This window comes from Methylobacillus pratensis (genome assembly GCF_054072455.1).
On record NZ_JBSUSR010000006.1, the window covers coordinates 138,787 to 159,503 of the forward strand.

Sequence of the window (20,717 nt, forward strand, 5' to 3'; positions counted from 1 at the left end):
ACGATGCCTTCCATGCTGGAACCTCACCCGGCAGAAGCAGCCACCCCATTGCTGGACGCATTGCAAGCCGAGCTCGCCGAACGTGCGGGCTTGGGTTTGCTGCGCCAGCGCCGTGTGCTTCACGGCATGCAGGGCGTGCATGTCAAGGTCGACGGTAAGCGCTTGCTCTCGTTCTGCAGCAACGACTACCTTGGTTTGGCTGCCCATCCTGCCCTGATCTCTGCGATGCGGGATTGCGCCGCCATAGCCGGCGCCGGCACCGGCGCATCCCATCTTGTCACCGGGCACCAGCAGGCGCACGAAGCGCTTGAGCATGCCTTGCAGGCTTTCATGGGCTTGCCCGGCGTTCTGCTGTTCACTACCGGCTACATGGCGAACCTGGGCATTATCACTGCGCTGTGCGGCCGCGAGGACGCCATCTTTGCCGATAAGCTCAACCATGCCTCGCTCAATGATGCGGCATTGCTGTCGCGTGCCGAACTCAAGCGCTATGCACACAACGATTTGGCAGGCCTCGAGCGCTTGCTGGCGCAAAGCCAGGCCAGGCGCAAGCTGGTAGTGGCCGATGCCGTGTTCAGCATGGACGGCGACCTGGCGCCTGTCCCGGAATTGCTCTCGCTATGCGATCGCTACGATGCCTACCTGATGCTGGATGACGCCCATGGCTTCGGCGTGCTGGGCGCTCATGGCCGTGGCGTGCTGGAGCACTTCGCGCTGGATTCGCCCCGCATCATCTACATGGCGACCCTGGGCAAGGCTGCGGGGGCGGCGGGCGCATTCGTGGCAGGCCCGAAAATCCTTACCGATTACCTGATGCAAACGGCCCGTCCCTATATCTACACCACGGCGAGCCCGGCGCCAGTGGCGGCTGCCGCCATGGCCGGCGTGCAATTGATCGAGCAGGACCATGCGCGACGTGCCCATCTGCATGCCTTGATCGCGGATTTCAGGGCGTCATGCCGATTGCAGCGCTGGCAGCTGATGGCATCCGAAACTGCGATACAGCCCGTGGTCATCGGTAGCAACGAAGAGGCGCTGCAGGTAAGCAAGCGCTTGCTTGAGTCCGGTATCCTGGTGCCGGCCATCCGCCCTCCGACCGTGCCCAAGGGCACGGCAAGATTGCGGATATCGATATCCGCCGCGCATACGCATGAGGATGTCCGGCGTTTGCTGGCAGCAATGCATACATTGGAGGCTGCATGAGCAGTATTCATGTCGACGTCACCGGCAAAGGGCGGCCCCTGGTGCTGGTTCACGGCTGGGGCATGCATGGCGGCGTCTGGCAGCCTTTGGTGAAAAAGCTTTCCCAGTCCTTTGAGCTGCATATCGTGGACTTGCCGGGCATGGGATTGAGCCAGGGCGTGATCGCGAGCAATCTCGATGAAATGGTGGCGTCGCTGCCGCCCATTCTGCCTGCCCATGCCGATATCGTCGGCTGGTCATTGAGCGGCCTGGTCGCCATGCGGCTGGCTTTGAGCCAGCCTGAGCGGGTGCGGCGCCTGGTGCTGGTAGGGAGCACGCCGCGCTTCATCAATACCGAGCGGGGGCATTCACAGCCCTGGGAGTACGGCATTACCGCCCCTGTGTTCCAGAAATTCGCGCAACAAGTGGGCGAGGATTATGCCACCACCTTGATCAAGTTCCTGACTTTGCAATGCATGGGGGCCAGCGATGCGCGCGCCACCATCAAGGAGCTGCGCCGGGTGCTGGCCGAGCGCCCTGTGCCATCGCCGCTGGCGCTCGAAGCCGCGCTTGACGTGCTGTTGCAGAACGACCTGCGTCCCGAGCTGGCCGCCTTGCAGCAACCTGTGTTGCTGGTCCATGGCGATCGCGACAGCCTCGCTCCAGTGCAGGCTGCCCATTGGCTGGCCCGGCATCTGCCGTATGCCAGCCTGCGCGTGATCGCGGGCGCAGGCCATGCGCCTTTCCTCTCGCATACGGCGCAGTTCATCGACAGCGTGCGTGATTTTCTCCAACCTGACCCGGGTGCTGCGCAATGAGCGATGAATACTTGATCGACAAGGCCAGGGTACGCGCGTCGTTCGACCGTGCGGCAGGCAGTTACGACGCGGCCGCGATATTACAGCGCGAAGTGCGCGAGCGCATGTTGCAGCGTCTTGAGCTGGTGAAGATCACGCCCGGCGTCATCCTTGATGCAGGCTGCGGCACCGGCCACGCCAGCATGGCATTGGGCAAGCGTTATCGCGACAGCCAAATAATCTCGCTGGATATCGCCATGGGCATGTTGCAGCAGACATTGGCGCATTACCCATGGATCAAGCGCGTATTGCCGATGTTGGGGCAAAAGCGTCCTGCCGCATTATGTGCGGATATCGAACAGCTTCCGCTGAAGGACGCCAGCGTGGACTTGGTCTGGTCCAATGTGGCGATCCAGTGGTGCAACGACCTCGACAGCGCTTTTGCTGGCATGGCGCGCGTATTGCGACCGGAAGGCCTGCTCATGTTCAGCACCTTCGGGCCGGATACCTTGAAGGAGCTGCGCGCAGCGTCAGGCGGCGACCATGTACATGTCAGCCGCTTCATCGACATGCACGATATCGGCGACGCCCTGGTGCGCGCCGGGTTTTCCGATCCCGTGCTCGACGTGGAGCGTTTCGTTCTCACCTATGACGACGTGGTATCCGTCATGCGCGACCTCAAGGCCATCGGCGCGCACAATGCCGCGGCAGGTCGCGCACGCGGCCTGCTGGGGCGCGGATTCCTCAACCGCTTGACTGCGGCATACGAGCAATTCCGCCACGAAGGTAAATTGGCCGCCACCTATGAGGTGGTCTACGGCCATGCCTGGAAACCCCAGCCCAAACAGGCGGGGCTTGCCACGGTGACTCTGCATCCTAGGAAGCCGCGTTGAGCAGCGAGCGTCAACAGGCCTGGTTCGTCACCGGCACCGATACCGGCGTCGGCAAGACCATGGTTAGCAGCATGCTGGTGCGCCAGTTTGCAGCGCGTGGCCTGCGCAGCGTAGGCATGAAGCCTGTCGCTTCCGGTTGCGAACGCCAGAATGGGCAATTGATCTCCGAAGACGTCACGCAACTATTGGCTGCCAGCAATGTGGATTTGCCATTGTCCGACATCAACCCCTATGCCTTCGAGCCTGCGATTGCGCCGCATATCGCAGCCAGGCAGGCAGGCGTGCGGATTAACTTAGAGTATATTGTAGCGGCTTTCGGGCGCTTGCAGGCGCAGGCGGATGTCGTGATCGTCGAAGGGGCGGGCGGTTTCTATGTGCCGTTGGATGACCAGCACGATATTGCCGATCTGGCTGCCAAACTTGGCATGCCGGTGGTTCTGGTTGTCGGCTTGCGGCTGGGATGCATCAATCATGCATTGTTGACGGCCGAGGCGATCAGGCGACGCGGCCTGACGCTGGCTGGCTGGATAGCGAACCAAGTGGATCCTGGCATGGCGATGCTGGAAGAGAACCTGGAGACTTTGAAGCAGCGTATGCCTTCAACCTATATTGGTTTTATTCCATGGCAGGAGCAAGCAGGTATTGCCGAAGACACGGATATTGTGAGCTTATTGCTATAGTGAAGGGTTTGGTTTCAATACATTGGCGCGACACTGTACAAATCATGCTGGCAAATAAATTCCAATACCCTATCAGGCAATAAGTAACGCGGTGTTCGGCCATGTGCAAGAGATTCCCGAATCTTGGTCGCTGAAATGTCCAGCGCGGTGATTGCCTGCATCAATATCCCATGCTCCGCTTGAATAGGCAATTGTTGAGCGCCAGAGAGCACATGGGTCTCAAGGAATGCGTCCAATACCGGGTTGCCTGAAGGCAAGACTGCGCCAGGTCGCGTTGCCACGATGACGTGCGCAAACTGCAGCAACTCCTGCCAACGGTGCCAGCTGGTGACGCCCGTAAACGCATCCATGCCCATCAGCAGGCAGAGTCTTGCCTTGTCTTGCAATTCTTCGTGCAAGGATTGCAGGGTATCGATCGTGTAGGAATAGCCCTCCCGTTCCAGCTCCCGCGTATCCAGCTTGAACAAGGGGTTATTGGCAATCGCGAGGGCGACCATTTCTGCGCGTTGCTTGGCCGAGGTCATGGGCTGGCCGCGGTGGGGAGGCGTGGCGGAGGGGATGAAGCGGACTTCCGCCAAATCCAGGGCTTCGGCCAGTTCCTGCGCCATGCGCAGATGGCCGAAGTGGATAGGGTCGAAGGTGCCGCCCATGATGCCGATGAGCGGTACATGCTGGGCTGGGGATTTAGTGCCCAGCGTCATGTTGGTGAAGTGCAGGTGGGAGGGCATCAGGCCCTGACTTCTCCATCACCCAGCACGATGTACTTGAGGCTGGTCAGGCCTTCGAGGCCGACCGGTCCGCGGGCGTGCAGCTTGTCGGTGGAAATGCCGATCTCGGCGCCCAGGCCGTATTCAAAGCCGTCGGCAAAGCGGGTGGACGCGTTGACGATGACGCTGCTGGAATCCACCTCGCGCAGGAACCGGCGCGCATGCGTGTAGTTCTCGGTGACGATGGCCTCGGTATGCTGTGAGGAATACTGGTTGATATGGGCAATGGCCTCGTCCACATCCGCAACCACTTTCACCGAGATGATCGCAGCGAGGTATTCGGTATAGTAGTCCTCGTCCGTGGCAGGCTTGGCCTGCGGCACCAGCGCGCGGGTTTCGTTGCAGCCGCGGATTTCCACGCCCTTGCTGATCAGCATCGCAGCCAGCGGAGGCAAGGCTTCCCGCGCAATGCTGCGTGCCACCAATAGCGATTCCGCGGTATTGCAGGTGCCGAGGCGCTGGGTCTTTGAGTTTTCCAGGATGCGCAATGCCTTGTCGAGGTCGGCGCTTTCGTCGACGTAGACATGGCAATTGCCGTCAAGATGCTTGATGACGGGGATGCGCGCCTCGTTGGAAATGCGCTCGATCAGGCCCTTGCCGCCGCGCGGCACGATGACGTCGACATAATCCTTCATGGTAATCAGTTCGCCAACGGCGGCGCGGTCGGTCGTCGCCACCACTTGCACGGCGCTGGCAGGCAGCCCCGCGGCAGCCAGGCCTTCGTGCACGATGGCGGCCAGGGCACGGTTGCACTGGATGGCTTCGGAGCCGCCGCGCAGGATGGCGGCATTGCCTGACTTGATGCAGAGGCCGGCGGCATCGACGGTGACATTGGGGCGGGCTTCGTAGATGATGCCGATCACGCCCAAGGGCACGCGCATCTTGCCGATCTGGATACCGGATGGGCGGTACTTGAAATCGGACATTTCGCCGATGGGGTCGGGCAGGCTGGCGATTTGCTCCAAACCTTCCGCCATGGTGGCGATGCCTTTTGCGCTGAGCACGAGGCGGTCCAGCATGGCAGGTTCCAAGCCGTTCCGGCGCGCGGCTTCCAGGTCGGCTGCGTTGGCGGCCAGCAGTGTGTCGCGCTCACGGCGGATGGCAGTGGCGATGGTGCGCAGGGCCTTGTTCTTGGTTTCGGTGTCGGCACGCGCCATCGCGCGTGAAGCGGCACGCGCTTCGCTGCCGAGCTGTTGCATGTAGTGTTTGATGTCTTCCATTCCTGCCTCTATTTCCTGCTGCCTATACGCGCTAGGCCGAAGCACAGGCGCGAGATTTCCAGCCATGGATCCTGGTTCAACAGGCCTTTGGCGGCTTTGTCGATTTCAGCCAGTTTCTGCAGCGCCGCCTCGAGCTGACGCATGCTCATCCGGGAAAGCGCCCGTTTTACCAGATTTTGCCGGTCGCCGTAAATCCTGGCTTGCTGCATTGCGCTGCTGAGATTGCCTCCACGGCTTTCAGCATATTTTACCTTGACCAGCCCGCGCAACACCCAGGCCAGGGCGCTCATGATGGCAACCGGTTGTGCGCCTTCCTCGCGTAGGCCGTGCAGTATACGCACCGCATGCTCGCTATCGCCGCCCAGCACGGCATCGCCCAGTTGGAAGGCATCATAGCGCGAAACGTTCAATACCGCTTCCCGCACGCTGCCGCCATCCAGCGTGCCCTCCGGGTAAAGCAGGCCGAGTTTCTGAATTTCCTGGTGCGCGGCGAGCAGGTTGCCTTCCACCTGGTGGGCGAGGAACTCCAGTGTTTCCTGGTCGGTATTCTGGCCTTGGCTGGCAAGGCGGGCTGCGATCCATTGCGGCAGCGCCGATGGCGCGACTTCGTGCAGTGCGAGCGAGACGCCGTGGTTTTCCAATGCGGCAAACCAGGCGCTGTTCTTGGCGTCGCGCTCCAGCTTGGGCAGGATGACGATGGTCACGGTATCTGGAATGGCTTGTTCCGCCAGCGCGGTCAAGGCCTTGCCGCCGTCCACGCCGGGCTTGCCCGATGGAATGGCGATTTCTAGGATGCGGCGGCTGGCGAACAGGGAGATGGATTGGCCGAAGGCCGCCACTTGCTGCCAGTTGAAGTTGCGTTCCACGGTAAGCCGGGTGCGTTCGTCATGGCCCGCAGCGCGCGCTGCGGCACGGATGGCATCCAGGCTCTCACGCTGGGCGAGCGGTTCATCGCCCATGAGGACATAAAGCGGCGCCAGGCCCTGGGCCAGGTGCCGCTCCAGTTCCTGCGGCTTGAGCCTCATTCCACGGTTTCGTCCAGTGAACGTAAGTCAGGCGCGCGCGGCTTGCCTTTGACCGGCTTGACTACCATGAGGCGGCGCAGCAATTCGCGCACGGCATCATCTTTCATATCGTTGTAGAGCCGCTCCTGCTCAAGCTGTTTCGCGAGTAGCTGCGAGTCGTCATAAGTGATCTCGCGCCTACCCTTGATGGTCTGTACGTCGCCCCAGGTTTCACTGGTTGGGTCGCGCAGGCGGAAATTGACGGTGTAGAACAGCTCGTATTCACGCACCAGGCCGCGGCCGCTCAAGGACAGGATTCGCTGTTCCTGTGCTTCGCTCATGATCTCGAGCAACAGGTCGGCCTGGTCTGCCGAGCTGACGATCTTGACGCTGTTCACGGCCAGCGAGCGCTTGAATGCCTTGGAGATGGAGATGGTCGGACCCTGGATGAACAAGGTATGAAACTTGAGGTCCGCCACGCCGCGCATTTTAAAGCCGCAGGCCGTCAGGGCCAGTAGCATGACAAGCAGAATCCAGCGGGCGGCGCGCATATACATGGTTTATCCTACGACGATGTTGACGAGTTTGTTGGGCACGACGATGATCTTGCGCACGCTGCCCTCGGCCAGGTATTTCTGGATGCTTTCCTGCTGCACGGCTAGGGCCTCAATCGCGGCTTTGTCCAGCGTGCGTGCCACGGTCATGCTGCCGCGCAGCTTGCCGTTGACTTGCAGCATCAGCTCGATCTCATCCTGCACCATGGCAGCCTTGTTGGCAACCGGCCAGCGGGTGTCGAGCAATTGCGTGCCCGGGCGCAGCTCCTGCCAGAGCCCATGGCTGATATGCGGCACGATGGGCGAGAGCAGCAGCACGACGTTTTCCAGCGCTTCCTGGCGGATGGCGCGCGTCGTGGTGTCACTGCCTTCGAGTTTCGCATAGGCGTTCATGAGTTCCATCACCGCGGCAATCGCGGTATTGAACGCATGGCGGCGGCCGTAGTCGTCGCTGACCTTGTCGATGGTCTGGTGCAGCTGGCGGCGGAAGGCCTTGAGCTCGGTCGAAAGCTCCCCTGTAGTAAATGCCGTTACGATGCCGGATTCGACGTGGTTGGCCACGGCGGTCCATACGCGCTTGAGGAAGCGGTGCGCGCCTTCCACGCCCGCGTCGGACCATTCCAGGCTTTGCTCGGGCGGTGCCGCGAACATCATGAACAGGCGGGCGGTGTCCGCGCCATAGTTGTCGATGAGTTCCTGCGGATCGACCGTGTTGCCCTTGGACTTGGACATCTTGCTGCCGTCCTTCAACACCATGCCCTGAGTAAGCAGCTTGGTGAAAGGCTCGTCATGCTGGATCAAGCCGACATCGCGCATGAGCTTATTGAAGAAGCGCGCGTACAGCAAATGCAGGATGGCGTGCTCGATACCGCCGATATATTGGTCCACGGGCAGCCAGTAGTTGGCGCGCTCGTCCACCATGCTGCTGTTGGCATCAAAGCTGGCGTAGCGGGCGAAATACCAGGATGACTCGACGAATGTGTCCATGGTGTCGGTCTCGCGCGTGGCCTTTTCGCCGCAGCTCGGGCAGGTGGTTTCGTAAAAGCCCGGGTCTTTCTTGATCGGCGAGCCGACGCCGTCCATGACCACGTCTTCCGGCAAGACGACGGGCAATTGCTCGGCAGGCACCGGCACTTCGCCGCAGCTCGGGCAATGCACGATGGGAATGGGGCAGCCCCAGTAGCGCTGGCGCGAGATGCCCCAGTCGCGCAGGCGGTATTGCGTACGCTTCTTGCCCAGGTCCTTGGCAGCCAGGGCCGTGGCTATCGCGTCGCTGGCCTGGTTGAAATCCAGCCCGTTGAAGTCTCCCGAGTCGAACAGGATGCCGTGCTCGGTATAGGCTGCCTGCAAAGGCAATTCCAGTTCCGCGTGTGCGGGCTTGATGACAGCCTTGATCGGCAGCTTGTACTTGCTGGCAAACTCGAAATCGCGTTCGTCGTGCGCAGGCACGGCCATGACGGCGCCTTCGCCGTAGCTGATCAATACGTAGTTGGCGATCCAGACCGGCAGTTTCTCACCCGTGATGGGGTGCTGCACGAACAGGCCGGAATCCATGCCTTTTTTCTCGGCGGTGGCCAGGTCGGCTTCTGCGACGCTGCCGCGCTTGCATTCGTCGATGAAGTCTTGCAGGGCCGGGTTGTCCTTGGCCGCTGCCGTTGCCAGCGCATGCTCGGCGGCAACCGCCACATAGGTGGCGCCCATGAGCGTATCGGGCCGGGTGGTGTAGACCTTGAGCGTATCGTTGCTGTTGGCTAAGGGAAATTCCACTTCGCAGCCGTAGCTCTTGCCGATCCAGTTGCGCTGCATAGTCTTGACCTGCTCCGGCCAGCCTTCGAGCTGGTCGAGGTCGGCCAGCAGCTCTTCCGCATAAGCGGTGATCTTCATGAAGTATTGCGGAATGTCACGCTTCTCGACCAATGCGCCGGAGCGCCAGCCGCGCCCGTCGATCACCTGCTCGTTGGCAAGCACGGTCTGGTCGACCGGGTCCCAGTTGACGGTGGCAGTCTTTTTGTAGATCAGGCCCTTTTTGTAGAGCTCAGTGAACAGCCACTGTTCCCAGCGGTAGTAGTCCGGCTTGCAAGTGGCGATTTCGCGTTGCCAGTCCACGGCGAGTCCCAGGCTCTTGAGCTGGCCCTTCATGTGTTCGATGTTGCTGTAGGTCCATCCTGCGGGCGCGACGTTGTTCTTGATCGCGGCATTCTCGGCTGGCAGGCCGAAGGCGTCCCAGCCCATAGGCTGCATGACGTTGTAGCCGCGCATGCGGTGGAATCGGCTCAGCACATCGCCAATCGTGTAGTTGCGCACGTGCCCCATATGCAGTTTGCCGGATGGATAGGGGAACATGGACAGGCAGTAGTACTTTGGCTTGTCCGATTGCTCGGTGGCGGTGAATGTGGCGTGGGATTCCCAATAATGTTGTGCTTGTTGCTCGATGTCGCGGAATGGATACTGCTGCTGCATGATGGCTGGGCGTCTGGGTTAAGAATTCGGAAAGCAAAATTATACCTGAAGCTGCGGCCTTTTCCCGAAGTTAGCCATTTCAATCATGCTCTTTGCAGCATGGATGGCTTGCCAGGTTGATATTCATGGCAAGCGCTATTTCTCATTATCCCCGACGGATAAATATCCATTGGGAAATTTGACTATTTATGCTTACTTGGGAATTCGTGCAAGGTGGCTTGAAAAAGATGTAAACCCCATAATTTTAAAGAATTAATTCTGCCAATACGCCAGCGTTTTGCTTTTATTTTTTCAATTGCCGATACGGAATTTTTTGCAATGATAGCGACATCGCTTGGCAATTCAGCGGAGGCCGCAGCTTAAAGAATGATGACTTCCGAGCCGTAGGAAGTTAGGCGTATCAATCATTGTAAAAGGGGAAATCCATGGAAACCATGTTGAACCAAGAGCACATGTTGGAGGTGCTCGTATTTGCCTTGGGTGGTGAACACTATGGGGTCAATATCCTCGGCGTGCAGGAAATCCGCGGTTACGAAAGCGTGACGCAGCTAGCCAATGCGCCTGCTTACCTCAAGGGCGTCGTCAATTTGCGCGGCATTGTCGTGCCCATCATCGACATGCGTATCTGCTTCGGCCAGCCGGAGCCTGAATACGGCCAGAACACTGTAGTGATCGTATTGAATATCAACGCGCATGTCATTGGCATGGTGGTGGACGCGGTTTCAGACGTGGTGGCCCTGGATAGGAGCCAGATCAAGGACCCACCTGCCATGGGTATGGCGCTAGACAAAACTTTCCTGTCTGGCGTGGCGACGCTGGATGACATCACCGTCATGCTGTTGAGCATTGAGAAGTTCTTGGCCTCCCTGAAATTGGGGGCAGTGGTTCAGCAAATTGCTGCATAAGTAAAAATAACGGAGGAGTGAATAACATGAAGTTTTCAGATTTCAAGATTGGAACGCGTTTGGGCGCAGGGTTTGCCGCGGTCTTGCTGTTGATGGTGGTCATGGTGGCTTTTGGCCTGGCTCAGCTTGCAAGCGTGGGAGGCACCGCCAAGCGGGTCGTGGAGGCCGAGCTGAAAAAGGAAAGAATGACGGCCGAGTGGGTGTCGAATGCCACCCAGAACGGGTTACGCACATTGGCGGCGATCAAAACTCCCGATGCCGCAATGTATGAAATGTACATCAAGCAAATTGCTGAAACAGTAGAGGAGAACAATGGGCTGAGACAGCAGCTTGAAGCATTGCTGGTCAACCCTGAGGGCAAGGCCAAGTTTGCTGACGCCAAGGAAAAAGCTGGCGCCTACGGCACGGTGCGGGACCGTTTGCTGCAGTTGAGAAAGGAGGGGGCTGAAGCATCGCTGATTGATAAAGAGGTGCAAGAAGTGTTCTTGCCGCTACGCAAGGCGTATTTTGACAGCATGAACGAGTTGCTCAAGTTCGAGCGGCAAGTGATCGATGAAGCCGGTGCAGATATCCAGCAGGTGAAAAACTCCAGCAGCGTATTGCTGTTGGTGATCGGCGTAGTAGCCGTGGTACTGGGGGCGTTTTTCGCCTGGAGGCTTTCGCTGGGCATTACCCAGCCGCTTGCCAAGGCGGTTCAACTGGCTGAAACGGTGGCGGCCGGAGACTTGACCAGTTCGCTCGTCGTCGATTCAAAGGATGAAATAGGGCAGCTGTTGAATGCGCTCAAATCCATGAACGATAACCTGGCCAGGATTGTCGGCGAAGTGCGGGGCGGCACGGAGACGATTGCAACCGCTTCCTCGCAAATCGCATCGGGCAACCTGGATTTGTCATCGCGTACCGAAGAGCAGGCCAGCTCTTTGGAAGAGACCGCCTCCGCCATGGAGGAGTTAACCTCCACCGTGAAGCAAAATGCAGACAATGCACAGCAGGCCAACCAGCTGGCGGCTTCCGCCTCGGGGATTGCCTTGCAGGGTGGCGAGGTCGTGGACCAGGTCATTGCGACCATGCAGTCCATCAGCGATTCTTCCAAACGTATCGCGGATATTATCGGCGTGATCGACGGCATTGCTTTCCAGACCAATATCCTGGCGTTGAACGCAGCGGTAGAGGCGGCGCGTGCTGGCGAGCAGGGACGAGGGTTCGCCGTGGTGGCGAGCGAGGTGCGCAACCTGGCGCAACGCTCGGCCAATGCCGCCAAGGAGATCAAGGGGCTGATCACGGACTCGGTGGAAAGCGTCGATGCCGGCAGCCGGCTGGTGGAGCAGGCGGGGGCGACGATGCGGGACGTGGTGCAGAGCGTGCAGCGCGTGACTGACATCGTCAGTGAGATCAGTGCGGCCAGCCATGAGCAGAGCACGGGGATTGAACAGGTTAACCAGGCGATCGGCCAGATGGACGAGGTGACCCAGCAGAATGCGGCCCTGGTGGAGGAGGCGGCAGCGGCTTCGCAATCGTTGCAGGACCAGGCGGCGAGCCTCGCCCAGGCAGTGAGCGTCTTCAAGGTGAGTGGCGTGCAAGTCAAGGCGGCCGAACGCAGTGTTAGCAAGCCCAAGCCTGCGGCTGTCAAACCCAGGGCAGCAACGGCACCCAAGCCAGCACCCGCAGTCAAAACAGCGAGTCCAATGGTGCCTGCGGCGGCAGGTGCTGCAGATGAATGGGCGGAATTCTAGCCGACGCTGTCCATGAAAAAAGCCGAACACGATGTTCGGCTTTTTTATCACTGCCATCAAACTATCAAGCACAAGGTATCAAGAATGATCGCTTGGTCGCATTAGTGATTTATTCGTTTACTTGCCCAGTGCCTGCAGGACTTGCTCGCGAATGTTGCTGACCTCGCCTAAGCCGGAAATGCGCACGTATTTCGGGGCATTGGCGGTGCCGTCTGCGGCCCAGCCGGAATAGTAATCCACCAGCGGCTTGGTCTGGCTGTGGTAAACCTCCAGGCGCTTGGCGACGGTTTCTTCCTTGTCGTCGTCGCGTTGTACCAGGTCTTCGCCCGTGACGTCGTCCTTGCCGGACACCTTGGGCGGATTGAATACCACATGGTAGGTCCGGCCCGACGGCAGGTGGGTACGGCGCCCGCTCATGCGCTTGATGATTTCTTCATCGGGCACGTCAATTTCAACGACGTAGTCGATGTCAACCCCGGCCTGCTTCATGGCCTCGGCCTGGGGAATGGTGCGGGGGAAACCGTCAAACAGGAAACCTTGCTGGCAGTCGGCATCCTTGATGCGCTCCTTGACGAGGCCGATGATGACGTCATCAGGAACCAGGCCGCCGGAATCCATATAACGCTTGGCTTCCAGGCCAAGCTGGGTGCCTGCCTTCACTGCGGCGCGCAGCATGTCGCCGGTGGAGATTTGCGGGATGTCGAATGCTTCCTTGATGAAGGTGGCCTGGGTGCCCTTGCCCGCACCAGGTGCGCCTAATAGTATGACTCTCATGTGGTCTCCTCTTTTCAATCCGGCATTATATCAGCCGTCTTTCATGCCGCCAGATAGTTGGCGATGGCAACGAATTCGGCTGGTGAAATATTCTCTGCCCGCAATTGCGGATCAATGCCGAGCGCTGCAAAACCGGCATCGTCGAGCATGCCCTTGAGCGTGTTGCGCAGCGTTTTGCGGCGCTGGGAAAATGCCGCTGTCACGACCTTGGCAAACAGGGCTTCGTCCTTCGCCGGATAAGGCAGGGCAGCATAGGGCACCGCGCGTACGAAGGCCGACTCCACCTTGGGCGCCGGGTCGAAAGCCTCGGGCGGCACGGTGAGCAGGTATTCCATCTGCAGCCGGTACTGCAGCATCACGGAAAGCCGGCCATATGCCGCGCTGGAAGGGGCTGCCACCATGCGTTCCACCACCTCCTTCTGCAACATGAAATGCATGTCGATGATATGCGGCACATTGTCCAGCAGGTGGAACAGGATCGGGGTGGAAATGTTGTAGGGCAGGTTGCCCACCACGCGCAGGCGGTCGCTGATGCTGCCGAAGTCGAACTTGAGCGCGTCGCTGGCATGGATGGTGAGCTTGCCCTGCGGGTAATGGCCTTGCATCCACTCGATGATGTCGCGGTCGATCTCCACCACGTGCAGGTGCGGCAGGCGTTGCAGCAATGGCTGCGTCATGGCGCCCAGGCCCGGGCCGATTTCCACCATGCAATCCCCTGCCTGCGGTGAAATGGCTTCGATCAGGCTGTTGATAATGGCGCGGTCGGTGAGGAAGTTCTGGCCGAAACGTTTTTTTGCGATGTGCTTCATAGTGGTTGTGTACGGTTGCCAGCCAACGTGATGGCGAGCTGGATGGCGCTGAGCAGGCTGCCGATCTCGATATTGCCCTTGCCTGCGAGATCGAGCGCCGTGCCATGGTCAACCGAGGTGCGGATCATCGGCAGCCCCAGCGTGACATTGACGCCTGCGCCGAAGCTGGCATGCTTGAGCACGGGCAGGCCCTGGTCGTGATACATCGCTAGCACGCAGTCGCCCTGCGCCAGATTGTGTTGGGTGAATAAAGTATCGGCAGGCAAGGGGCCCTTCAATTGCATGCCTTCCTGCCGCAGCTTGTCCAGCACCGGGCCGATGGTGGTGATTTCCTCTGTCCCCAGGTGGCCGCCTTCTCCCGCATGGGGATTCAGGCCTGTGACCAGGATGCGCGGGTTTGCGATGCCGAATTTGCGAACCAGGTCGCGATGCAGAATGCGGATTGTGGTTTCCAGGCTTTCTTGCGTAATGGCCCGGCTGACCTCGGCCAGCGGCAAATGCGTGGTGGCGAGTGCAACGCGCAGGTTGCCGCCGACCAGCATCATGACGACTTGCGGCGTATGGGTGCGCTCGGCGAGGAATTCCGTATGGCCGGTAAAGGCGATGCCGGCGTCGTTGATGACGCCTTTGTGCACAGGGGCGGTGACCATGGCGTCGAATTCGCCTTGCATGCAGCCGTCGATCGCGCGTTCCAGCGTATGCAGTACGTAGGCGCCGTTGCGCGGGTCGAGTTTTCCGGCTGTGACAGGCGCTGTGCAGGCTTGATGCAGCACGGTGAGCTGGGATTGTCCCTGGTGCGGCGCCCAGTGCGCTGCATCATAGGCATGCAATTGCAAGGGCAGGTTCAGCGCGCTGGCACGCGCTGCCAGCACGTCGCGGTCGGCAATGACGGCAAGGCGGCATGGCAGTGCCTGGCCTGCCAGCATGGCGCACAAGTCAATGCCGATGCCGGCGGGCTCGCCAGCGGTGACGGCAATGCGGGGCAGCGTATCCAAGATGCCGGCCTAGTATTTGTCTTCCAGGCGGTATTCCACATAGGCGCGGTCGCGCAATTCGCCTAGCCAGTCCTGGAACGCGTCATCAGCCTTGCGCGCGCGGATTTCCTGACGTGCCTTGAGCCGTGCCGACTCCTGTGTCATGTCCTGCTTGCGGCGCTCTAGTATCTGCAGGATATGCCAGCCGAACGGGGTGCGTACCGGGGCGCTGATCTGGTTGATTTCTAGGGCGTTCATGGCCTGCTCGAACGGAGGCACGGTGTCGCCAGGGTTGGTCCAGCCAAGGTCGCCGCCATTGTTGGCGGAGGCGTCTTCCGAATACTGGCGCGCCAGCTCGGCAAAATCAGCGCCATGATCCAGGCGCTCCTTGATGGAGTTGATTTTCTGCTCCGCCTCCAGCTCTGACACCACCTCGCTGAGCTTGATGAGGATATGACGCACATGGGTCTGGTCCACCACGAGCGGCGAGCTGCCGCCGCGGCGGTTGAGCAGCTTGAGGATATGGTAACCGTTGGGGCTGCGCAGTATGGGCGACAACTGACCGGGTTGCAGGGCTTGCAAGGTGTCTGCGAACAATGCAGGCAGCTGAGATGAGGTTTTCCAGCCCAGCATGCCGCCTTCCAGGGCGTTGGGCGCGTCGGAATATCCTGCGGATACCTGGGCAAAATCAGCGCCGCCTTGCAATTCCTTCAAGGCGGTTTCGGCCTTGGCCTTGAGCTTTTGCAACTCTTCCGGTGTGCCTTCCTCCGGTGCGCGGACCAGAATATGGGCTACCTCGAATTCATCCTGGATATCGGTACGTGCGGACTGGGTGGTCAGGAAGTTGTCGATTTCCGATTCCGTGACGTTGACGCGGTTGTCGACCTCGCGCTCTCGCAGGCGGGCGAGGATGATTTCGTTGCGGATGTCTTCCCGGAATTTGCGGTAGGGAATGCCTTCGGCCTCCAACGCCTTGCGGAATTCGCCGGTGCTGAGCTTGTTCTGTTCCGCAATGCGCTCTATGGTCTTGTCGAGCTGCGCGTCATCGACGCGCAAGCCGGTCTGGGCGGCGTATTGCAACTGCAGCCTGTCGTTGATGAGGCGCTCTAGGATCTGTTTCTGCAGCACGTCCCGAGGAGGAAGCTGGGTGCCTTGCTTTTCCAGTTGCGCGGTGACGGTCTGGATGCGGTCGGCCAGTTCCTTCTCCGTGATCACACCTTGGTCGACGATCGCGACGATGCGGTCCATCTTGGCGATCTCGGCCGCCATGACGGGAATGCTGAAGAGAAAAAATAGAGCAATCAGGCCATGCTTGGCGATAGTCTTGAAAACGTGATTGTGCATAAGATAATTACTGGTAGGAGTCCGGGATCAGGCTGGAGCTAGTATAGCCGGGAATGGCGCGGTTAAGAAGTTTGAGCGGGTTCTGGCCGATGGACGCCAGGCCACCCAGCTCGAGCTGGAAATAAAGTGCATAGTTGGCATCCGCCGTCGCGGTGGACACACGCTGCATGACGGTCCTGGCCTGCCAGCAGCCGGCATCGTACTCCAGGCCGGCAATGCCCTCAATCGGCTGGTTCTCGCGCAAGGAATAGTTCCAGCGCCCGAGGCCGTACCAGCCCTTGCCCAGCGGCCATTGACCGGAAAGGTTGATCTGCTCGAGACGGTCTTCGGTATAACGGTAGCCGATATTGAGCGTCTTGCCGGGTTCCGGGTTGTAGCGCGCGCTGATGTTGTTGCGCACGTAAACACTGCGGTCCGTGTTGTACTGGCCGAAGATGTCGATATTCCAGTTGTTGAGCAGGCGCGCGGTAATCTCGCCAATGATGTCCGAAGTGTCGCCGGAGCGTGGGTTGACGCCTGGCAGGTATACTTTTTCGTCGGCGAAGTAATAGCGTTGGCCTACCGTTACGGCCAAGCGTTGTTCGCCGGTCTTCTTGCTGATCATGCGGCTCGTGAATGCCAGGGTCAGCTGGTTGGCATTATTGATACGGTCCTGGCCCGTGAACTGGTTCTCCAGGAATAAGGAGCCCATGTTCAAGTCCGAGATGCTGGAATCATAAACAGGTATCAGTGACTGGTCGCGATACGGCACATAGACATAGTACAGGCGGGGTTCCAGGGTCTGTGTGTAGCGATTCTTGACGATACGCACGTCGCGGTCGAAGTAAAGGCCGCTGTCTATGCTGAAAATCGGCAGGGTGCGGCTTTGCGATTGATACGCACTGTCCATAGTGAGATTGCCGTCGCTGTCGTAGAGCTTGAAATCGCCATTGTCCACCTGGTACTGGGTGTAATGCAGTCCCAGCTTGGGGGTGATATATCCGTAGGGGCGCGCCATGGGCAGGCTGATGCTGGGATAGGCCACCAGGCGTTTACCTGTCACTAGCGTGTCCAATGCACCGCCGCTCAATGTGGCCCGTGTGCTGATGGCATCATTGTCACGGTCAAAATTCGCCCATTGCGTGAACAGCTTGACATCAAACGGCCCCCATTCATTGTCCCCCGTCAGCGTGAGTTGCGGCAGGCGCTGCAGGGGGTAGTTGAGCCCGTCCAGTGTCTGGTACTTCTGCACCAGCGCGTTGAAGGTCCAGTTTTCATCGGCATAATTCACGTAAGCCTGTTGCGGCAGGTTTACCCGGCTGGTGGTGACAATGCGGGTGGACATTTCCGAGAAGTATTTGTCATCCGACACTTTTTCCAGGTTGTAAGCCGCTGTCCAGCCGTTGTGGAAATCCTGCAAGTGGGCGAACTTGGCGTAGTAACGGTTCTCGCCGGTACTGGTGTCGCTTGGCAAATACTCGAGATTGGCCGTGCCTTGGTAGTTCTCGTTCAGGTAGCGGAACTCGCCCTGGTACTGCATGCCGCGCTTACTCAGGAAGCGGGTGCCTATCGTGGCGTCCATGTCAGGCGCGATATTCCAGTAGAACGGCACCAGAAACTCGAAGCCGCTGCGGCTGGTGGTACCCCAGGTAGGCGCCAGGAAGCCGGATTTCCGCTGGTTCAGGAACGAGAAGTTGATCCAGGGCGTCCACAGGATGGGTACCCCCTGGAATTCCACGCGCGCATTGCGCGCCGTGCCGGTTTTTGTATAGTCGTCCAGCTCCAGTTCCTTGGCGCGGATATACCAGTCGTCCACGCCAGCTTCACAGGAGGTATAGCGCGCATCCTTCAGGCGCTTGCGGTCGGGACCCTCGAACACCACTCCGGACGCATCGCCGCGCGAGGCGCCCTGTTTGCGGCTCAACCCGGGGGCGTAGCCGCTATCCTCGATATTCTGCTGGGTCAGCGGCGTGGTGTTGTTGGAATTGTAGGTAATGTTGTCGTTATCCTGGCGCCTATTGCCGGAAGTGCCGAATTGCGGCATGTTGGCGAACTGCGAATCGAGCTCGAAGGCCGGGCTTTTCATTTCGCCGGTGCTTTCTGCCGGATTCATGCGCAACTCAGGCCCCTTGATGCGCCCTCCCTTGGTTTCCAGGCGGACATTGCCGATCACATGCAGCTCTTCATTCTGCACGTCATATTCTATGGTGTCGCCATGCACTTCCTGTTGCCCGGTGGCTAATGAGGCATTGCCAATCGATTTGAGCTTGCGGTCCAGGTAGACCTCCACCTTGTCGCCTTCAATGATGATGGCGTCCGGATCGGGCAGGGTATCGGAGGGTGTGCTGCTGGCTTCTGTATCCGGGCTGTCTTCGGCATAAGCGTGACCAAGTCCCAGGCAAACAAGCGCGACAAGAAAAGTGATGGGGCGAATTTTCACAATGATTCAGTGGTGGCTAGGCTTTAAGAACCTGATCAAAGACTTTTTATGAGTACGCATGGCTTCAAGATGCGTCCGATCAAGGCGCAGTCCGCAGGTAATGCTCATTGCCTTGCCAAGGACTGCAACGCGGAGCGGGCGCATCTTGGAGCCATGCCCTTCGGGTTGGCCTGTCAAGGCAGCCGCTGCTGCGTTGCAAATCCTCGCCGTGCAATGAGCACGTCTGTGGTTTGCGCCTTGCTTCGACTGCCTTGACAGGCCAACGTATCTCATAAAAAGTCTTTGAACAGGTTCTAAGTAAGCGCGTGTTTGTTTTATGGATGATAAAATCGCATAATTTGCTGTTTTAGGCAATCCATAAATCGCTTGCGACATTGCTTTGTGGTTGAATTAAAAGGAAGTTTAAATTTTCCGGCATATTGTAAATATGCCCGGCGTCATTTTGCGCGATCTTTATAATGATCGCATTACTTTTGGGATGAATCGTTCGTGTCGCGCCTTGATCAATTGAATGAATGGCTCAATCAGGCACTGCAGGCGAAACCGTATCACCTGACTACAGCCTCTGCCGACGCCAGTTTCCGGCGTTATTTCCGTGTCCATCTTGCCGACGGCGACACCCTGGTTGCCATGGATGCGCCGCCGCCGCAGGAGGATTGCCGGCCGTTCGTGAAAATAGCGGGCTTGTTTGAGCAGGCAGGGCTCAATGTGCCCAAGGTGCTGGCGCAGGATGTGGAGAACGGCTTCCTGCTGCTGACCGACCTGGGCACCCAGACATTCCTCGATGTGCTGAATGAGGACAATGCAGATGTATTGTTTCGCGATGCGATTGACGCCTTGGTGACCTGGCAACTGGCTAGCAACCCTGGCGTACTGCCGGAATACGACGAGGCCTTGCTGCGGCGCGAGCTGAGCCTGTTTCCGGACTGGTATGTGGCACGGCACCTGAATATCGAATTGAGCGAATCGCAGCGCAGCACGCTGGAAAATGCCTTTAGCACCATCGTGCGCTACAACCTGGCTCAGCCATCGGTTTACGTGCATCGCGACTATATGCCACGCAACTTGATGATCAGCAGCCCTTCGCCGGGCATTCTCGATTTCCAGGACGCGGTATACGGCCCGATCAGTTACGACGTGGCTTCGCTTTTCAAGGACGCCTTCATCAGCTGGGAGGAAGAGCGCGTACTGGATGGCGCAATCCGCTATTGGGAAAAGGCGCGCAAGGCCGGTTTGCCGGTGCGCCCGGACTTCGGCGATTTTTACCGCGATTTCGAGTGGATGGGCTTGCAGCGCCACCTCAAGGTGCTGGGCATATTCGCCCGGATCAATTATCGCGACGGCAAGCCCAAGTATCTTGCCGACACGCCGCGCTTCATGAACTATGTGCGTCAAGTCTGTGTCCGTTACGGTGAGCTCAAACCTTTATTGCGCCTGCTCGACGAGCTGGAAAAACGCGAACCGCAATTCGGCTATACCTTCTGATGGAGACCGCACCGTCTTGAAAGCCATGATACTTGCCGCAGGCCGAGGCGAACGCATGCGTCCGCTGACCGATACCACGCCCAAACCCCTGCTGCAGGTCGGAGGCAAGCCGCTCATCGTCTGGCACCTGGAGCGCCTGGCCGCGGCGGGTTTCAAGGAGGTCGTGATCAACCATGCGCACCTCGGCCGGCAAATCGAAAGCGCCCTCGGCGATGGAGCGCGTTGGGGCTTGTCCATCTCCTATTCTCCCGAGCAGGTCGCGCTGGAAACGGCAGGCGGCATTGCCAACGCGTTGCCTTTGCTTGGAGACGAACCGTTTCTCGTGGTCAACGGCGACGTGTTCTGCGATATTGATTTCGTGCTTTTGCGCGACGGCTTGCGTCCCGGCCACCTAGCTTATCTTGCGTTGGTGGACAACCCGCCGCAGCATGCGCATGGCGACTTCGCGCTGGATGAAGGCAAACTGCTGTTGGACGGCCGCAACCGCCTGACTTTCTCCGGCGTGGCCGTTTATGACCCTGCCTTGTTCAAGGGCGTAGTGCGGGGCGATGTCGCCAAATTGGCGCCCTTGCTGAAGGAGGCCATCATGCGCGACCAGGCTGCCGCTTTCCATCACCGGGGCGTCTGGCATGACATCGGCACGCCGGAGCGGCTGCAAAGCCTGGACGAGCAGCTGCGCCACTAAGTATGAAAATACCGCCATCATTAACCACGACC

18 protein-coding genes are annotated in these 20,717 nt (G+C 59.2%); 8 read left to right on the top strand and 10 right to left on the bottom strand.

Translation table 11 applies throughout. The features are described 5' to 3' along the window. Window positions 1-3 precede the first annotated feature (3 nt). Genes bioF through bioD form a run of 4 tightly spaced genes read left to right on the top strand, consistent with a single transcriptional unit; the run spans window position 4 to window position 3,552 of the window. Window positions 4-1,203, top strand: coding sequence for an 8-amino-7-oxononanoate synthase (gene bioF / locus ACW4YW_RS12900; RefSeq protein WP_457137924.1), 1,200 nt, complete (start codon window positions 4-6; stop codon window positions 1,201-1,203). Further along, window positions 1,200-2,000 carry a pimeloyl-ACP methyl ester esterase BioH gene (bioH, locus tag ACW4YW_RS12905; protein ID WP_457137925.1) on the top strand — a complete coding sequence of 267 codons (801 nt, stop codon included), beginning with the start codon at window positions 1,200-1,202 and terminating at the stop codon, window positions 1,998-2,000. Before bioF ends, bioH begins: the two co-directional genes overlap by 4 nt. Next, window positions 1,997-2,872: a malonyl-ACP O-methyltransferase BioC gene (bioC, locus tag ACW4YW_RS12910; protein WP_457137926.1), complete on the top strand. Its 876-nt coding sequence runs from the start codon at window positions 1,997-1,999 to the stop codon at window positions 2,870-2,872. Before bioH ends, bioC begins: the two co-directional genes overlap by 4 nt. Continuing rightward, window positions 2,869-3,552: a dethiobiotin synthase gene (gene bioD, locus ACW4YW_RS12915; RefSeq protein WP_457137927.1), complete on the top strand. Its 684-nt coding sequence runs from the start codon at window positions 2,869-2,871 to the stop codon at window positions 3,550-3,552. The genes bioC and bioD overlap by 4 nt, the downstream gene beginning before the upstream one ends. A gap of 14 nt (window positions 3,553-3,566) precedes the next feature. Here the strand turns inward: bioD and nadD are convergent, their stop codons facing one another. Genes nadD through leuS form a run of 5 tightly spaced genes read right to left on the bottom strand, consistent with a single transcriptional unit; the run spans window position 3,567 to window position 9,557 of the window. Next, entirely contained in the window at window positions 3,567-4,280 is a 714-nt protein-coding gene (gene nadD / locus ACW4YW_RS12920) for a nicotinate-nucleotide adenylyltransferase (protein WP_457137928.1), read from the bottom strand. Further along, window positions 4,280-5,539 carry a glutamate-5-semialdehyde dehydrogenase gene (locus ACW4YW_RS12925; protein ID WP_457137929.1) on the bottom strand — a complete coding sequence of 420 codons (1,260 nt, stop codon included), beginning with the start codon at window positions 5,537-5,539 and terminating at the stop codon, window positions 4,280-4,282. Before ACW4YW_RS12925 ends, nadD begins: the two co-directional genes overlap by 1 nt. A gap of 8 nt (window positions 5,540-5,547) precedes the next feature. Beyond that, window positions 5,548-6,564: a DNA polymerase III subunit delta gene (gene holA / locus ACW4YW_RS12930; RefSeq protein ID WP_457137930.1), complete on the bottom strand. Its 1,017-nt coding sequence runs from the start codon at window positions 6,562-6,564 to the stop codon at window positions 5,548-5,550. Continuing rightward, on the bottom strand, window positions 6,561-7,100 hold the full coding sequence (locus ACW4YW_RS12935; RefSeq protein WP_457137931.1) for an LPS-assembly lipoprotein LptE: 540 nt from the start codon (window positions 7,098-7,100) through the stop codon (window positions 6,561-6,563). Before ACW4YW_RS12935 ends, holA begins: the two co-directional genes overlap by 4 nt. A 3-nt stretch (window positions 7,101-7,103) precedes the next feature. Beyond that, on the bottom strand, window positions 7,104-9,557 hold the full coding sequence (gene leuS, locus ACW4YW_RS12940; protein WP_457137932.1) for a leucine--tRNA ligase: 2,454 nt from the start codon (window positions 9,555-9,557) through the stop codon (window positions 7,104-7,106). A 434-nt stretch (window positions 9,558-9,991) separates the two neighbouring features. Between leuS and ACW4YW_RS12945 the strand changes: the two genes are divergently transcribed. Both ACW4YW_RS12945 and ACW4YW_RS12950 read left to right on the top strand, forming a co-directional pair. Beyond that, window positions 9,992-10,462 carry a chemotaxis protein CheW gene (locus tag ACW4YW_RS12945; RefSeq protein ID WP_457137933.1) on the top strand — a complete coding sequence of 157 codons (471 nt, stop codon included), beginning with the start codon at window positions 9,992-9,994 and terminating at the stop codon, window positions 10,460-10,462. Window positions 10,463-10,488: 26 nt separating this feature from the next. Next, window positions 10,489-12,195 carry a methyl-accepting chemotaxis protein gene (locus ACW4YW_RS12950; protein WP_457137934.1) on the top strand — a complete coding sequence of 569 codons (1,707 nt, stop codon included), beginning with the start codon at window positions 10,489-10,491 and terminating at the stop codon, window positions 12,193-12,195. A gap of 117 nt (window positions 12,196-12,312) precedes the next feature. Here ACW4YW_RS12950 and adk read toward each other — a convergent pair whose 3' ends face one another. From adk to ACW4YW_RS12975, 5 genes are read right to left on the bottom strand one after another with little or no spacing between them, the layout of a single operon-like run. Further along, a complete protein-coding gene (gene adk / locus ACW4YW_RS12955; protein WP_457137935.1) occupies window positions 12,313-12,969 on the bottom strand; it encodes an adenylate kinase in 657 nt (218 codons plus the stop codon). A 41-nt stretch (window positions 12,970-13,010) separates the two neighbouring features. Beyond that, on the bottom strand, window positions 13,011-13,778 hold the full coding sequence (gene rsmA, locus ACW4YW_RS12960; protein ID WP_457137936.1) for a 16S rRNA (adenine(1518)-N(6)/adenine(1519)-N(6))-dimethyltransferase RsmA: 768 nt from the start codon (window positions 13,776-13,778) through the stop codon (window positions 13,011-13,013). Further along, a complete protein-coding gene (pdxA, locus tag ACW4YW_RS12965; protein WP_457137937.1) occupies window positions 13,775-14,773 on the bottom strand; it encodes a 4-hydroxythreonine-4-phosphate dehydrogenase PdxA in 999 nt (332 codons plus the stop codon). Before pdxA ends, rsmA begins: the two co-directional genes overlap by 4 nt. Before the next feature lie 9 nt (window positions 14,774-14,782). Further along, window positions 14,783-16,096 (bottom strand): peptidylprolyl isomerase, encoded by a 1,314-nt coding sequence (locus tag ACW4YW_RS12970; RefSeq protein ID WP_457137938.1) that lies wholly within the window; start codon window positions 16,094-16,096, stop codon window positions 14,783-14,785. Window positions 16,097-16,103: 7 nt separating this feature from the next. Further along, the gene (locus tag ACW4YW_RS12975) at window positions 16,104-18,515 is read right to left on the bottom strand and encodes an LPS-assembly protein LptD (RefSeq protein WP_457137939.1); all 2,412 of its coding nucleotides are present in this window, start codon (window positions 18,513-18,515) and stop codon (window positions 16,104-16,106) included. Between the two features lie 489 nt (window positions 18,516-19,004). Between ACW4YW_RS12975 and ACW4YW_RS12980 the strand changes: the two genes are divergently transcribed. Together ACW4YW_RS12980 and murU are read left to right on the top strand one after the other, a co-directional pair. Further along, a complete protein-coding gene (locus ACW4YW_RS12980) occupies window positions 19,005-20,000 on the top strand; it encodes an aminoglycoside phosphotransferase family protein (protein ID WP_457137940.1) in 996 nt (331 codons plus the stop codon). A 25-nt stretch (window positions 20,001-20,025) separates the two neighbouring features. Continuing rightward, window positions 20,026-20,685 carry an N-acetylmuramate alpha-1-phosphate uridylyltransferase MurU gene (gene murU / locus ACW4YW_RS12985; protein WP_457137999.1) on the top strand — a complete coding sequence of 220 codons (660 nt, stop codon included), beginning with the start codon at window positions 20,026-20,028 and terminating at the stop codon, window positions 20,683-20,685. Window positions 20,686-20,717: the final 32 nt, after the last annotated feature.

Bases quoted from the DNA above. Each gene is read 5' to 3' on its own strand.
- bioF (WP_457137924.1), top strand. From the start codon at position 4: ATGCCTTCCATGCTGGAACCTCACCCGGCAGAAGCAGCCACCCCATTG.
- bioH (WP_457137925.1), top strand. From the start codon at position 1,200: ATGAGCAGTATTCATGTCGACGTCACCGGCAAAGGGCGGCCCCTGGTG.
- bioC (WP_457137926.1), top strand. From the start codon at position 1,997: ATGAGCGATGAATACTTGATCGACAAGGCCAGGGTACGCGCGTCGTTC.
- nadD (WP_457137928.1), bottom strand. From the start codon at position 4,280: ATGCCCTCCCACCTGCACTTCACCAACATGACGCTGGGCACTAAATCC.
- ACW4YW_RS12925 (WP_457137929.1), bottom strand. From the start codon at position 5,539: ATGGAAGACATCAAACACTACATGCAACAGCTCGGCAGCGAAGCGCGT.
- holA (WP_457137930.1), bottom strand. From the start codon at position 6,564: ATGAGGCTCAAGCCGCAGGAACTGGAGCGGCACCTGGCCCAGGGCCTG.
- ACW4YW_RS12935 (WP_457137931.1), bottom strand. From the start codon at position 7,100: ATGTATATGCGCGCCGCCCGCTGGATTCTGCTTGTCATGCTACTGGCC.
- leuS (WP_457137932.1), bottom strand. From the start codon at position 9,557: ATGCAGCAGCAGTATCCATTCCGCGACATCGAGCAACAAGCACAACAT.
- ACW4YW_RS12945 (WP_457137933.1), top strand. From the start codon at position 9,992: ATGTTGAACCAAGAGCACATGTTGGAGGTGCTCGTATTTGCCTTGGGT.
- ACW4YW_RS12950 (WP_457137934.1), top strand. From the start codon at position 10,489: ATGAAGTTTTCAGATTTCAAGATTGGAACGCGTTTGGGCGCAGGGTTT.
- adk (WP_457137935.1), bottom strand. From the start codon at position 12,969: ATGAGAGTCATACTATTAGGCGCACCTGGTGCGGGCAAGGGCACCCAG.
- rsmA (WP_457137936.1), bottom strand. From the start codon at position 13,778: ATGAAGCACATCGCAAAAAAACGTTTCGGCCAGAACTTCCTCACCGAC.
- ACW4YW_RS12970 (WP_457137938.1), bottom strand. From the start codon at position 16,096: ATGCACAATCACGTTTTCAAGACTATCGCCAAGCATGGCCTGATTGCT.
- murU (WP_457137999.1), top strand. From the start codon at position 20,026: ATGATACTTGCCGCAGGCCGAGGCGAACGCATGCGTCCGCTGACCGAT.